The following is a 13,500-nucleotide window of genomic DNA, read 5'->3' as shown; positions in this document are numbered from 1 at the left end:
TGCCAATTTTGAGACTGGCCAAGGAGCATGCGCTTGCGCGGCGGTTCGACCGCCGGGCGCTCCTTCAGCGAACCCGGCGATCGCCGATAAGGCCGAGAAGAAGCAGGGTCGAGGCAAGCGCGCGCACGGTCTCGCCGGCAAAGCCGGTCTGACGGGAAGCGGTGGTGGCGCGATTGTTCATGCCGGTTCTCTTACAGGAGCGCCCCTGCAGAGGCAAGCGGGCGCTGAATCCGTTGAACATTATCCTAATGCGGGTGCTCTTCCCCAGGGGCTGCAAATGCGCCAGACTTGGATGCCGACGGGGCTGCGGTGCCCTGTCACCGGGAGGGGTTGTCGATGAATTTCGTGTTCTTCTCGCCGCATTTTCCGGCCAACGGCGCCGATTTCTGCGACCGATTGAAGAAGGCCGGGGCCACCGTGCTCGGCATTGGCGACGCGCCCTACGACGCGCTGGACGGCAGGCTGAAGGCCGCACTTTCGGAATATTACCGCGTCGCCGACATGGAGGATTACGATCCGGTGTTCCGGGCGATGGGGCATTTCATCCACAAATGGGGCCGCATCGACCGCTTCGAATCGCTCAACGAGCACTGGCTGGAGCTGGAAGCCAACATCCGCACCGACTTCAACATCTACGGCACCAAGCTCGATTTCGTGAAGAATTTGAAGCGCAAGAGCCGCATGCGCGCCTTCTTCCGCAAGAGCGGTGTGGAGACCATCGCGCAGCGCAAATGCTCCGACCGCGCCGGCGCCATGACGTTCATCCGACGCGTCGGCTATCCCGTGGTGGTGAAGCCCGACAGCGGCTCCGGCGCTTCCAACACCTTCAAGATCTCCAACACAGGAGAGCTCGACCAGTTCTTCCGGGACAAGCCAGAGGACGTGACCTTCGTCATGGAGCAGTTCATCGAGGGGCTGGTGGTGACCTATGACGGGCTGGTCAACCGCGACGGCGAGGTGGTGCTGGCGGCCAGCCACCGCTACGACCAGAGCGTCATGGAGGTGGTCAACAAGGACCGCCACATGAGCTACACCTGCTTTCCCCATATCAGGCCAGCGGTCGAGGAGGCCGGTCGCAAGATCCTGAAGGCGTTCGACGTGCGCGAGCGCTTCTTCCACATCGAGCTGTTCGAGACCAGGGACGACCGGATCATCGCGCTGGAGGTCAACATGCGGCCACCCGGCGCCTGGATGACCGACGCCATCAACTACACGTTCGATATCGACGTCTACGCGGCATGGGCCGACATGGTGGTCAAGGATGCCGCCGGCGGGCCTTATGAGGGCAAGTATTTCACCGCCTATGCCAGCCGCAAGCGGCACCTCCACTATTTGCACAGCCATGAGGACGTGCTAGCGGCGCACCACGACAAGATCGTCCACCATCAGGCCGTCGAAGAGGTTTTCAGCCGCGCCATGGGAAATTACGCCTATCAGATGCGCTCGAAGGATCAGGCGGAGCTGCGCCAGGCGGTCGCCTATATCCACGCGGAAAAGGCCTGAGCCTATGGACATCTCCTATCACAAGCATTTCTCCGGCAAGCTCGGCCGCGACATGGAATACAAGCGCTACGGCCATGCCGGTCGGCCGGTCGTCGTGTTCCCGACCTCGCAGGGACGGTTCTACCAGTTCGAGGATTCCGGTGGCGTCGGCGCGCTCGGCGAGTTCATCGACACGGGCCGCATCCAGCTGTTCACGGTCGACGGCATCGATTCGGAATCCTTCTTCGACAAGCATGCCGATGCCGCGCACCGCATCGGCCGCCACGAGGCCTATTTCCGCTATGTGCGCGAGGAGGCGCTGCCGGAAATCCTGTCCATTGCATCGGCGGCCAATGGCGGGCGCAGACTGAAGCCGTTGTTTTCAGGCTGTTCGATGGGCGGCTACCATTCATCGAACTTCGTCTTCCGGTTTCCCGAACTCGCCAGCGGCGTCATCTCGCTGTCGGGTGTCTATTCGGCCCGCGATTTCTTCGGCAAGGCGCTGGAGGGCGACATCTTCTACAACTCACCGCTCGATTACCTGCCCGGCATCGTCGATCCGAAGCTTTTGGCCCGGCTGAAGGCGCTGAGGCTGATCTTCTGCTGCGGGCAAGGCGCCTGGGAAGAGCGCATGCTGGTAGAGACGCGCCAGCTGGAACAGATCCTGCGCGACAAGTCCATTCCGGCCTGGGTCGACTATTGGGGCGGCGACGTCAGCCATGACTGGCCGTGGTGGCACAAGCAGCTGGTCTATTTCTTCGGCCGCTGGCTGGATGATGATCTGATGCACAGGCTGGATTGATGAGGACGCCCGACCCCATCCGCCGCTTCGTCGAGGCCACCAATGAAGGTGACACGGAAGCCTTTCTCGACTGGGAACGGTCGTTCCAGGGGCACGAGCAAGGGCAAGGGCTTCAACGGCGAGGGTGACATGACCTTCACGCTGGGCGGGGATCGAATAGCGAGCCTTGTCATCCCCTGACGTCGCCTGATGCATGTCGCCCAAAACCGCTTCGCACGTTTGGGCGACATGCACCGACATTACCCTTCCTGGCATGCGGCCAGCGGGACGGCGCCATGTTCAACTGCCGATCCGCGACGCAGGCCGAGGAAGACGACAAGGGCGGTGACGATGGTGATCGCCGCCAGCACGATCAGCAGCCTGTCGAACGCCGTCTCGTAGGCCTGGGCCAGAACGCCTGCGTTGGCCGTCGGCAGGTGCCGTGCCGTTTCTCCGACATTGCCGGTGGCCAGCAGCTGCGCCGCGGTGGCCGCATCCCTGGAAGATGCACCCTGAGCGGCGAGCTGAGCCGCGGTGAAGCCTGACAGGGTCGCCGTGACGATGGCCACCGCCACGCCCTCGCAGGCGACACGCGTGGTGTTGAAGATGCCGACCGCCATGCCGGCACGCTCCCTGGGCACGACGCTGACGGCGAGCCCGTCCATCAATCCCCAGGGCAAAGCGATGCCGACGCCGATCAGCACCAGCGGCGCCACCAGCGCGACGGCGACCGGCGGCGTCAGGCTCAGCCAGACGAGGCCGGCGGCGGCGATGAGCAGGCCCGCGCCGCAGACCGTGGCCGGCGCGACCCAGCGCGCCAGCTGGCCGGCAAGCAAGGGCAGGATCAGCAACGGTCCCGAAAGGCAGATCATCAACTGCCCGGCCTCGATTTCGCTCATCCCCTCGATGCCGATGAAGCGGATCGGCAACAGCACCAGCAGCACGACGAAGCCATAGGCCGGCGCCGCCGCCAGGAACTGGACGCCGACGAAGCGAGGAAAGCGAAACAGCGTGAGGTCGAGCATCGGCCGCCGCACGCGCCGCTCGACGACAACGAAAGCGGTGAAGAAGAGGACGGCCGCAGCAAGCAGGCCGATGACAAGGGGATCGATCCAACCGCTCTGCGGTGCCTGCAGGACGCCATAGGTCAGCGAGGCCAGTGCGATCGTGAAAGTTCCAGCTCCCGCCCAGTCGAGCCCGGTCGCTTCCGGATCGCGCGATTCCCTGATGGTGCGCAGGCCCAGCACCGCAGAGGCGATCGCCAGCACTGCCACCAGAACAAAGATCGACCGCCAGCCAAAGGCGGAGATAAGCAGGCCCGAGGCGATCGGACCGAAGGCGAGCCCGATGCCGAAACTGGTGCCGAGGAAGGAGAAGGCGCGCAGCCGCAGCGGACCTTCGAATTCCTGCGCAAGCGCCGAGGCGCCGCCGGCGAAGGCCAGGGCGCTGCCGATCCCTTGCGCGGCCCTGAACAGGTCGAACCAGACAATGCCCGGCGCCAGCATCGCGCCAAGCGACGCCAGGACATAGAGGCAGAGGCCAGCGAGGAAGATGCGCTTGCGTCCGTGGTTGTCGGCCAGCGCTCCCGACGCCATCACGCTGGCGCCGAACGTCAGCATGAAGGCGTTGGTCACCCAATTGAGTGCGATCGGGCTGCCGCCGAGATCGGCCGCGATGCGGGAGAGCGCAACGGCAGGGCCGGTGAAGGTCAAGGGCATGGTCATCGCGGCAAGGCATACCGACAAGAGCACGAGCCATCGCTCGGCCGGGCCGGTTGGGGTCTTGGGGGTCATGGATTTTCCTATCTGAAGCAGCATCCGCCGGCATGCGCGTGGGGCGCGGCGCCGGTCGCAACGACAAGATAGGTTGTCGGCCTTTCGGGAAAAATAGTATTATATCTCCTGATATACCGGACTGAAACGCTCGAATGGACAGCTACGATGGATCGTCTCAATGGCCTGCTGGCCTTTGCCCGTACCGCCGAGCTCGGCAGCTTCATCGCCGCTGCCCGGGCGCTCGGCATTTCGGCCTCCGCCGTAGGCAAGAGCGTCGCGCGGCTCGAACAGGAACTCGGCGTGCGGCTCCTCCAGCGCAGCACGCGGCGGGTCGGCCTGACGGAAGAGGGCAGGCTGTTCAACGAGCGGGTGCGGCGCATCCTCGACGACATCGACGATGCCGAGGCGATGCTGTCGCGGACGCGGGAAACGCCGCACGGGCGGCTGCGCGTCTCGACCCCAATTGTCACCTATCATCTGCTTTTGCCGGTGCTGTCGGAATTCATGGCCCGCTATCCCGAGATCGAACTCGACATCGATTTCAACGACCGCGTCGTCGACGTCATCGAGGAAGGCATCGACGTCGCGATCCGCAGCGGCGAGCTGCCCGATTCACGATTGGTGTCGAGACCCGTCGGGCCCTTTCGCATGCTTCTGTGCGCGGCGCCCTCCTATCTCGAGCGCCACGGCACACCCGGCGAGCCGGCGGATCTCATCCGGCATTTCGGCATAAACTTCCGCTTTCTCAACAGCGGCAGGCTGCTGGAGTGGCCGTTCATCACCGGAAGCGCCGAACCGCAGATACGCTCGAAGCTGACCTGCAACAACATGGAGGCCTTGAAGGGTGCCACCATCGCCGGGCTCGGCATTGCCTGCATGCCCGATTTCCTGGTCCGCGAGGCGCTGCTGGACGGAAGGCTGCGCACCGTGCTGGACGATCATATCGACGGTCGTGGCCAGTTCCGGATGCTGTGGCCCTCCAATCGGCATCTGTCGCCGAAGGTGCGCGTCTTCGTCGATTTCCTTCCCGAACGCCTCGCAGCGGCGCGATAGCTAGCCGGCGGTGAAGAGTAGGCACCGAAAGCGCCGAAGCCTTTCAGTCCCGGATGCTTCTGGCCACCAGCCGGGCGACGCTCGGGCCGACGAGGAGCACGACCAGGAAGCGCGCCGATTGCAGCGCCATGACGAAGGAGATGTCGACGTTCCGCGCCGCGGCGGCGATGATGGCGACGCTGTCCATGCCGCCGGGGCTGGTCGCCAGATAGGCGGTCAGCGGATCGATGCCCAGGAGATGGCTGATCAGGAAGGCCAGCCCGCCGCAAAAGGCGATCAGCGCCACGATCGAGGCGATGATCTGCGGCAGAGCGCGCGTGGCATGCCGCAGGATCGGCCTGGTGAAGTTCAGCCCGATCGACCAGCCGACCATGGCGTAGCTGATTGCCAGCAGCCATGGCGGCAACTGCATCTCGAGGCCAAGGCCGAGATGGATGACGGTGCCGAAGATGAAGGTGCCGAGGAAGAAGGGCGAGGGCAGCCGGCAAAGCTTGCCCGCCAGGCCACCTATGACTGCGATGCCGATGGTCGCGGCAAAGGCTTGGGCATCGATCGGCGGAAACCAGATGACGGGCGGGACTTCGATGCCCGATGTGTCGACCCACAGCTTGGCGACGATCGCCGCCGTCATCGAGACTAAGATGACGCGCAGATACTGCATGAAGGCGACAAGGCGCTGGTCGGCGCCAAAAGCGCCGGCCATCAGCACCATGGCGGTGGCCGCACCCGGGGACGAACCCCAGACGGCGGTGGTGCCGGGCAGGATGCGCCAGCGGCTGATCAGCCAGCCAAGCAGGCTGGAGGCCGCGACCGTGGCGATCACCACGCCAAGGAACAGCGGCCATTCCCGGTAGAAGACGGGAAAGATGTCGGCCGAAATCGACGCGGCGACGAGGCAGCCGACAATGGCCTGGGCCGAGCCGAACAGCAGGCGCGGCACCCGCACCGTGGCGCCATTGGTGCCGGCGACAATCGCCGCCAGCATCGGCCCGATCAGCAGCGCCGCCGGCAGAGCGGCGCGTTCGAGCGCGCCGGCAAACAAGGCCGAGATGGTGAGCAGGACCAGCCATTGCCAAGGCTTGGGTATTCGCGCCATGCGCTCGGTGGCGGGCTGGTCAGGAGGCTGCACCGAGGAATCCATGTTTCGGTCTTAGACGCCAAGCCCGGCGATGCGAACCCCGCCGTGCTGAAAAAGCTGCCCGCAGGCCTCAGCCCGTCTTGCCGTCAGGCAACCCGAAGCCGCCGACGGGGTGGGTCTCCACCTGGAACTCGAAGCCGGCGATGAAGGGGCGCGCCTTGGCGATGGCCGCCTGGACCTCCGGAAGCTGCAGTGAGGCCTTGTGGCTTGCCTGGTCGGTCCACACTTCGGTCACCCAGATCGCGTCGGCATCGGCCGGGTCGGTGGCGACGATATAGCTCAGGCAGCCGGGGAGAGCGCCGGTGCTGGCGCGCAGGACGTCCATGACCGCGTCGCGCTGGCCGCGCGCCGCCCGTATCTTGCCGATCAGTCCGTACATGCAGTTGTCTCCCCTTCAAAGTCTTCGACAAGAGTATGCGGACCTTCAGTATGCAGATAGCCGGTCAAGGCATCAACTGGCCGCCATTCACCTCGATCACCTGGCCGGTGATGTAGCCGCTCAGCATATCCGAAGAGAGGAACAGGTAGGCGCCGACGCAGTCCTCCGCCGTGCCGGCCCGGCCCTGCGGAATGGTGGCGACCATGCCCTTGATCTGCTCCTCGGTCGAATAGCGCTCGTGGAAGGGGGTGAGAATGGTGCCGGGCGCCACGGCGTTGACGCGGATGCCGAAGCCGATCAGTTCCTTGGCCATGCCGCGCGTCACGTTGGAGACGAAGGCCTTGGCCGAGCCATAGAGGCCGGCGCCGCCGCCGGCCCCATTGCGCGCGGCGATGGACGAGGTGTTGACGATGAAGCCGCCCTGCTTCTTCAGCCATGGCATCGCCTTGCGCGAGGCGGTCAGCACCGAACGGGCGTTGAGATCCATCACCGCGTCGTAATGCGCTTCGGTCTGTTCGGCATAGGGCACGCGGCCGAGCATGCCGCCGGCATTGTTGACCAGCCCGTCGAGGCGGCCGAAATGTTGCGCGCTGTCCTCGACGACGCGCTCGACATCGGCGGCAACGGAAAAATCGCCCTGGACGAGGAACACCTCGCCGCCGCTGTCACGAATGGTCTTGGCGAGTTTCTCGGCGGCCTCTCGGCTCGAATTGTAATGCAGCGCCACTTTGGATTTCTGCGCGGCATAGGCCAGCGCGAGGGCCGCGCCTATGCCGGTCGAGGCGCCGGTGACCAGCACCGCCTTGCCGGCGAGATCGGGAATGCTGAGCGTGTTGGTGGCTGGCACTGTTGTTCCTCCGGGATGTCTCCCGCCCTTCGTAGGCCTTTGCCACCCCGGTGTTCAAGCCTCAGGGGCGCAGATAGACGTAGCCCTGGCTTTGCAGTTCCGCGAGCTTGACGACGCCGCCCTTGTCGGCGGCATGGAAACCGTCGAGCAGGTCGGTGAGCGAAATGTCCATGCCCCGCATGGTGTTGCCGCAGGCCTGCGGCTCGAGCCCCTGCTGCACCAGGCCGGCGAAGCGGCCGGAGACCGCGGCCGATATGCCCTTCGACTTGAAGCTGGCCAGGGCCGGGCCATGCACGACCAGCACGATGTCGACATTGCCGCCGGTGCCTTCATAGTGGTTCTTGATGTTGCCGAGCACGAAGTTGACCTTGTCCACATCGCTCAGATGATAGGCGACCTTCAGCCTGGCGGGGCCCGCGGTCGCGGCCTGCGCGGCCCGCAGGCCAAGAAACGTCCCGGTTCCGGCAAGAACCGCGCGGAACATGTCGCGTCTGCGCATGGCATCCTCCTCAGATTTCACCGCTATTTGCGTGGCTGCGGCAGCAATACTAGCATACGTTGACGCTACGTCCTGTCGATGCGAGGAGAGGTCACATGACGTTCGGGGCAAGGAAATGGAAGACAATTGCGGGCGCCGGAATTGGCATTGCCCTGCTTGGTTTGCTGTCGGGCACGGCGGTCGCCGAAGATGCGCTGAAACTCAGGGAACTCAGCCCGAACGGGTCGGACGCTTGTTTCGGCCGGGTCTATGACGCGGCCCATCTGAAGGCGCATCCGAAGCAGAAAGTGGCACGGATCTTCTTCTACTACGGCCATGACCCGGTCAGCCGGCCGAACGAAGAACCCACGGCAAATGCCGACACGTCCTACAATGGTTTTCTCACCACGACGGTGCGCGGCGCCAAGGCGCCGCAATGGGCCGGCGGCTGGTGCAATCATGAATCCGAGGACGGCACATCAGGGCCGATCCGTTGCGGCATGGACTGCGACCGCACCATGGCCTCGCTGAAGGTCGATGACAAAGGCCGTCTGATTGTCACCGATGTCTCGGCCGACCTCTATCTCGATGCCGGATCGGAAGAGGAACTCGGCAAGGCGGAATATGACAGGCAGGCGCTGGGCTCGGAGGACGACAATTTCCGCCTCGACCCGATGCCGGCCGCGACCTGCAAGGCCGAGTTCGCGCGCATCGATCCGATCGACCCGGCGCTCGGCCCCCCGCTGCGCGAGCGGCTTAAGCCCGACCAGGCGTTCTGCTATGGCCGCGACTATGACGCGTCGCACCTTGCCTCGCACCCCAACCAGTTGACGCAGTCGATCCGGGTTTTTCGCGGGCCGGTGGAACTGGCGTCTTTCGCCTCCGGTGGTGACGCCGCCAATTGGCCTGATGGCGCCGACATCGCTGTCTCGGTGACCACCAGGCTGAAGTCGGGAAAGGTCACGCAGACCTATTCCTGCCAGGGCGAAGCCGACCAGTGGCGCTGCGCGGCAAGCTCTAAGATGAGCGATTTCTCCTGCGACATCGCGCAGAAGGAAATCTTCCTCAAGCGCGGCGCCAACGGCACGATGATGCTGGCCAATCCCAACAGCAGCCTGGCGATCGTCGATCTGTGCTCGAAGGCAGCGGACGGCAAGACGAAGTCGGACGACAAGGTCTACCGGCTGGAGCCAATGCCGCAATCGGCCTGCGCACCTTGAGCACGGCTTCGTCATCCTGTGGTCTGCGCCGCGTCGCTTCGCTGCTGCTCCGCCCGTGGATGACGAAGTCCAGACGCTTTGGCTAATTTTCCAAGGTCGTGACGGGGGATTGCCTCACGCGAACGGCACGGCCGTCGTGCCTTTCGGCAGCTTCGCCTCGTCGTCGGGCTCCACATGGATGGTGACGCGCACTGAGGGGATTTCGGCCTTCAGCGCGTCTTCGATCCGGTCGCAGATGACGTGGCTGGCGCCGACCGACATGTCGGCGTCGACGACCAGATGGAACTCGATGAAGGTGGCGCGGCCGGCGATGCGGGTTTTAAGGTCGTGCACCTCCAGCGCGCCCTTGCAATTGGCCGAGATGACATCGCGGATGCGCATGTGTTCCTGCGTGTCGACGGCACGGTCCATCAGGCCGTTCATCGACGAGCCGATGACGTGCCAGCCCTGCCACAGGATGTTGAGCGCGACGATGACGGCGAGCGCCGGATCGAGGATCTGCCAGCCGGTCAGGATTGCCCCGACCAGGCCGCCGAAGACGCCCACCGAGGTGACGACGTCGGTCATGATATGGTTGCCGTCGGCAACCAGCGCCGGCGATTTTTCGGCCCGGCCGGCGCGGATCAGCGTCCACGCCCAGAAGGCGTTGATCAGCGTGGCGATGCCGTTGACGGCAAGGCCGTTCCAGGGTCTTTCCAGGGGCGCCGGTGCTTGCCAGGAGCGCCAGACCTCGTTGAGGATCAACAGCGCGGCGACGACGATCAGCACGCCTTCTAGCACGGCCGAGAAATACTCGGCCTTGTGATGGCCGAACGGATGATCCTGGTCGGCCGGCTTGTAACTGACCTGGATCGCCCAGAAGGCGGCGACCGAGGCAATGACATTGACGATCGATTCCAGAGCGTCCGAATAAAGCGCGACGGAGCCGGTAATGTACCAGGCGGCCAGCTTCAGCGCGAGCACGACAAAGGCGACCACGATCGACCAGAAGGCAAGGTTGGCAACCTTGCGCTTCGCGGCCGCCTTGGCTGCGATCGCCATCGTGTTCTCGGCTTCGGCCATCGCGGTCAGGCTGCCTTTTCCTTGGCCTTGCGCGGCAAATGGGCGACGATGTTCTCGATGATGCGCATGCCGGCATTGTGGCCGAGCGTCATGATCGATTCCGGATGGAACTGCACGGCGGCGATCGGCTCCTTGCGGTGCTCGAAGGCCATGATGATGCCGTCCTCCGTCTCGGCCGTGACAATGAAATCATCGGGCAGCCGCACCGGATCGGCGAAGATCGAATGGTAGCGGCCGACAGTGACTTCCTTTGGCAGGCCGGAGAAGATGATGCCGGGCTTGGAGACGCGGATGCGCGAGGGCTTGCCGTGCATGGGAATATGCAGCTGGCGCAGTTCCCCGCCATAGGCCTCGGCCAGCGCCTGCAGGCCAAGGCACACGCCGAAGATCGGCAGGTCGCGGGCGCGCGCTCGTCTGATGGTGGCGGCGCAATCGAAATCCTTCGGCGTGCCCGGTCCGGGCGAGAGCACGACGAGGTCCGGCTTCAGCCGCTCGAACACTTCCTCCGGCACCGGCGTGCGCACGGTCGAGACATTGGCGCCGGTCTGGCGGAAGTAGTTGGCCAGCGTGTGGACGAAGGAGTCCTCGTGGTCGACGAGCAGGATGTTGACGCCGTCGCCGACCCGCGCGGTGGTGCGCTCGGTGTTGGCGGAATTGCCCGTCTTGGCGTCGCGAATGGCGGAGAGCATGGCGGATGCCTTCAGTTCGGTTTCGGCTTCTTCTTCCTCGGGGATGCTGTCGAACAGCAATGTGGCGCCGGCGCGCACTTCGGCTATGCCGTCCTTGATGCGGATGGTGCGCAAGGTGAGGCCAGTGTTCATGTCGCCGTTGAAATTGACCATGCCGATCGCCCCGCCATACCAGGCGCGCGGGCTCTTCTCGTTCTGCTCGATAAAGCGCATGGCCCACAGTTTCGGCGCGCCGGTGACGGTGACCGCCCAGGCATGCGACAGGAAGGCGTCGAAGGCGTCCATGCCTTCGCGCAGGCGGCCCTCTATGTGGTCGACGGTGTGGATAAGCCGCGAATACATCTCGATCTGGCGGCGGCCGATGACGCGCACCGAGCCGGGCTCGCAGACCCGCGACTTGTCGTTGCGGTCGACGTCCGAGCACATTGTGAGCTCGGATTCGTCCTTCTTCGAATTGAGCAGCTTCAGGATCTGCTCGCTATCCGAGATGGCATCGTCGCCGCGCTTGATGGTCCCCGAGATCGGGCAGGTCTCGACCCGGCGGCCGTTGACGCGCACGAACATTTCGGGCGAGGCGCCGATCAGATATTCGTTTTCGCCGAGATTGATGAAGAAGGAATAGGGCGAGGGGTTGATCGACTTCAGCTTGCGCGAAATCTCGGAGGGCTGGGTCTCGCAGCGCTCGTAGAACATCTGGCCGGGCACTACCTCGAACAGGTCGCCGCGCTTGAACGAGTCCATGGCGCGCCGCACAAGGTTGGCGTATTCGCCGGGTTCATGGTCGCCGCGCGGCGGGATGCGGTCAGCGGTCCTGAACGGCTCGGCGCTTGCGTCACGGGCCAAGCCTTCCGTCGAAAATCCCTCGCCTGAATAGTCGTAGCGGTCGGTCCAGGCCTTTGCGGAATAATGGTCGACCACCAGGATCTCGTCGGGCAGGAACAGCACAAGGTCGCGCTGGCTCGGCTTGCGCTCGAGCTTGTAGTCGACCGGGTCGAACTGGAAGGCGAGGTCGTAGCCGAAGGCGCCGTAGAGGCCGAGATTGGCGTCTTCCTCGGTCTTGAACAAGGCGGTGATGGCGCGCAGCACGGTAAACACCGAAGGCACGCGGCTGCGCTCCTCTTCGGTGAAGACACGGCCGGGTTTGGCGACGTCGAGGCGTATCAGCGTCTTCGTCGTCTCGGCGATGGTGATGTCGGCAAGGCCGCCCAGCGTCTTGCCGATGACCGGCAACAGCGCCTCGCCACGGCCGTTCAGTGCCTCGATGCGCATGGCGCGGCCGCGCGCGGAGATGACCAAAGGCGGATCGATGATGGCGGTGTCCCAGCGCGTGTAACGGCCGGGATATTCGTAATTGGAGGAAAACACCGCGCCCCGACGCGAGTTCAAGCCGTCGACATAGGCGTCGATCGCCCCCGCATAGGGCCGGTCGTGGCGCTCACGCGCAATGGTGATGCCACCCGCGGTCACGAAGCTTTCAGCGCCGTTTTCCAGAACCTTCATCGTCATTGCCGTCTCCATCAGCTTGTTGGGGCAACGGACCCGGGACTGGCTTTGGAAAAACAAATGGCCGCCCGGACTTTCCGTTGCGGCCACCCTCTCTTTTCACGCACGCGCGTTCGGACAGGCCGCTGTCAGCAGGCCCACCACCAAATGGTCTTGGTCGAACGCATGTTCATGGCGAAATCCATAGCGGCGAAAAACCGGATGCGCAACAGGTTTGAAAGGCTGTCCGGTGGCCGCCGCTTCCCGGGCCCATGGCACATCGCCACAGCCGGTGGCGTTGCCTAGACTATACATCTGACATCCAGAGAACGGGAAAACACCCATGACCGACCAGGCCGAGCGCGCGCGGACGTTCCATTCCCTTCACGTCAAGGGCAACCCGATCGTTCTCTACAATGCCTGGGATCCGGGCTCGGCCAAGATCGTCGAAAAGGCGGGCGCCAAGGCCATCGCCACCGGAAGCTGGCCGGTCGCGGCCGCCTTCGGCTATGCCGATGGCGAGAAGATCCCGCTGGACCTGGCGCTCGACAACATCAGGCGTATCGTGGGGGCAGTCGACCTGCCGGTGACCATGGACCTCGAGGGCGGCTATGGCGTCGAGCCGGAAGCGGTCGCCCAGACGGTGACACGCGCCTTGCAGGCTGGCGCCATCGGTTTCAATTTCGAGGACCAGATCGTCGGCGGCGCCGGCCTGCACGACATCGCCGTCCAGGTGAAGCGGGTCGAGGCGGCCGCGGCCGCCGTCAAGGCCTCCGGCATTCCGGCCTTCCTCAACGCCCGCACCGACATCTTCCTCAAGGCCAAGCCCGATGCGCATGACAAGGCGCTGCTCGACCAGGCGATCGAGCGGGCGCATGCCTATGAAAAGGCCGGAGTGAACGGTTTCTTTGCGCCGGGCCTTGGTGACGAGAGGCTTATCGAGGCGCTGTGCAAGACAGTTGCGCTGCCGGTCAACATCATCGCACTGGCGCATGTGCCGCCGCGCCAGCGGCTGGCCGAACTCGGCGTCGCCCGCATCAGCCACGGCCCGGTGCCTTACCGGCAGATGGCCGAATGGCTGGAGGCCAAGGCGCGGCTGGCGATCTCGGGCTAG

At 64.6% G+C, this 13,500-nt stretch carries 12 protein-coding genes; 5 read left to right on the top strand and 7 right to left on the bottom strand.

Annotated features, from left to right (window positions below):
- Positions 1-336: 336 nt before the first annotated feature.
- Positions 337-1,503 (top strand): ATP-grasp domain-containing protein, encoded by a 1,167-nt coding sequence (locus QQK95_RS17295; RefSeq protein ID WP_284274884.1) that lies wholly within the window; start codon positions 337-339, stop codon positions 1,501-1,503.
- Positions 1,504-1,507: 4 nt separating this feature from the next.
- Complete coding sequence (locus QQK95_RS17290; RefSeq protein WP_284274881.1) at positions 1,508-2,284, top strand: esterase family protein; 777 nt, start codon at positions 1,508-1,510, stop codon at positions 2,282-2,284.
- A 239-nt stretch (positions 2,285-2,523) separates the two neighbouring features.
- Here the strand turns inward: QQK95_RS17290 and QQK95_RS17285 are convergent, their stop codons facing one another.
- Entirely contained in the window at positions 2,524-4,056 is a 1,533-nt protein-coding gene (locus tag QQK95_RS17285; protein ID WP_284274879.1) for an MFS transporter, read from the bottom strand.
- Positions 4,057-4,203: 147 nt separating this feature from the next.
- Between QQK95_RS17285 and QQK95_RS17280 the strand changes: the two genes are divergently transcribed.
- On the top strand, positions 4,204-5,091 hold the full coding sequence (locus tag QQK95_RS17280; protein ID WP_284274878.1) for a LysR family transcriptional regulator: 888 nt from the start codon (positions 4,204-4,206) through the stop codon (positions 5,089-5,091).
- Between the two features lie 43 nt (positions 5,092-5,134).
- Here the strand turns inward: QQK95_RS17280 and QQK95_RS17275 are convergent, their stop codons facing one another.
- The 4 genes from QQK95_RS17275 to QQK95_RS17260 all read right to left on the bottom strand — a co-directional run bounded on the left by QQK95_RS17275 (position 5,135) and on the right by QQK95_RS17260 (position 7,954).
- Positions 5,135-6,232 (bottom strand): AbrB family transcriptional regulator, encoded by a 1,098-nt coding sequence (locus QQK95_RS17275; protein WP_284274876.1) that lies wholly within the window; start codon positions 6,230-6,232, stop codon positions 5,135-5,137.
- Positions 6,233-6,299: 67 nt separating this feature from the next.
- Positions 6,300-6,608, bottom strand: a complete 309-nt coding sequence (locus tag QQK95_RS17270) for a putative quinol monooxygenase (RefSeq protein WP_284274875.1) — start codon at positions 6,606-6,608, stop codon at positions 6,300-6,302.
- Positions 6,609-6,672: 64 nt separating this feature from the next.
- Positions 6,673-7,455 carry an SDR family NAD(P)-dependent oxidoreductase gene (locus QQK95_RS17265; RefSeq protein WP_284274874.1) on the bottom strand — a complete coding sequence of 261 codons (783 nt, stop codon included), beginning with the start codon at positions 7,453-7,455 and terminating at the stop codon, positions 6,673-6,675.
- A 61-nt stretch (positions 7,456-7,516) separates the two neighbouring features.
- Positions 7,517-7,954, bottom strand: a complete 438-nt coding sequence (locus tag QQK95_RS17260) for a DsrE family protein (RefSeq protein ID WP_284274873.1) — start codon at positions 7,952-7,954, stop codon at positions 7,517-7,519.
- A gap of 95 nt (positions 7,955-8,049) precedes the next feature.
- Between QQK95_RS17260 and QQK95_RS17255 the strand changes: the two genes are divergently transcribed.
- On the top strand, positions 8,050-9,153 hold the full coding sequence (locus QQK95_RS17255) for a hypothetical protein (RefSeq protein ID WP_284274871.1): 1,104 nt from the start codon (positions 8,050-8,052) through the stop codon (positions 9,151-9,153).
- Between the two features lie 114 nt (positions 9,154-9,267).
- Here QQK95_RS17255 and QQK95_RS17250 read toward each other — a convergent pair whose 3' ends face one another.
- On the bottom strand, positions 9,268-10,215 hold the full coding sequence (locus QQK95_RS17250; protein ID WP_284274869.1) for a cation diffusion facilitator family transporter: 948 nt from the start codon (positions 10,213-10,215) through the stop codon (positions 9,268-9,270).
- A gap of 5 nt (positions 10,216-10,220) precedes the next feature.
- Positions 10,221-12,410, bottom strand: coding sequence for an anthranilate synthase (locus QQK95_RS17245; protein WP_284274867.1), 2,190 nt, complete (start codon positions 12,408-12,410; stop codon positions 10,221-10,223).
- Positions 12,411-12,729: 319 nt separating this feature from the next.
- Here QQK95_RS17245 and QQK95_RS17240 point away from each other — a divergent pair, with 319 nt between their 5' ends.
- A complete protein-coding gene (locus QQK95_RS17240) occupies positions 12,730-13,500 on the top strand; it encodes an isocitrate lyase/PEP mutase family protein (protein WP_284274865.1) in 771 nt (256 codons plus the stop codon).

This window comes from Mesorhizobium huakuii, from assembly GCF_030160235.1.
Classification (GTDB): domain Bacteria; phylum Pseudomonadota; class Alphaproteobacteria; order Rhizobiales; family Rhizobiaceae; genus Mesorhizobium; species Mesorhizobium huakuii.
Note: the sequence above shows the minus strand (reverse complement) of the source record. Positions and strands in the feature narration are given on the sequence as shown.

What these genes read in the sequence shown, in the direction of transcription:
- QQK95_RS17295 (WP_284274884.1), top strand. Translation starts at nt 337, where the DNA reads ATGAATTTCGTGTTCTTCTCGCCGCATTTTCCGGCCAACGGCGCCGAT.
- QQK95_RS17290 (WP_284274881.1), top strand. Translation starts at nt 1,508, where the DNA reads ATGGACATCTCCTATCACAAGCATTTCTCCGGCAAGCTCGGCCGCGAC.
- QQK95_RS17285 (WP_284274879.1), bottom strand. Translation starts at nt 4,056, where the DNA reads ATGACCCCCAAGACCCCAACCGGCCCGGCCGAGCGATGGCTCGTGCTC.
- QQK95_RS17280 (WP_284274878.1), top strand. Translation starts at nt 4,204, where the DNA reads ATGGATCGTCTCAATGGCCTGCTGGCCTTTGCCCGTACCGCCGAGCTC.
- QQK95_RS17275 (WP_284274876.1), bottom strand. Translation starts at nt 6,232, where the DNA reads ATGGATTCCTCGGTGCAGCCTCCTGACCAGCCCGCCACCGAGCGCATG.
- QQK95_RS17270 (WP_284274875.1), bottom strand. Translation starts at nt 6,608, where the DNA reads ATGTACGGACTGATCGGCAAGATACGGGCGGCGCGCGGCCAGCGCGAC.
- QQK95_RS17260 (WP_284274873.1), bottom strand. Translation starts at nt 7,954, where the DNA reads ATGCGCAGACGCGACATGTTCCGCGCGGTTCTTGCCGGAACCGGGACG.
- QQK95_RS17255 (WP_284274871.1), top strand. Translation starts at nt 8,050, where the DNA reads ATGACGTTCGGGGCAAGGAAATGGAAGACAATTGCGGGCGCCGGAATT.
- QQK95_RS17250 (WP_284274869.1), bottom strand. Translation starts at nt 10,215, where the DNA reads ATGGCCGAAGCCGAGAACACGATGGCGATCGCAGCCAAGGCGGCCGCG.
- QQK95_RS17245 (WP_284274867.1), bottom strand. Translation starts at nt 12,410, where the DNA reads ATGACGATGAAGGTTCTGGAAAACGGCGCTGAAAGCTTCGTGACCGCG.
- QQK95_RS17240 (WP_284274865.1), top strand. Translation starts at nt 12,730, where the DNA reads ATGACCGACCAGGCCGAGCGCGCGCGGACGTTCCATTCCCTTCACGTC.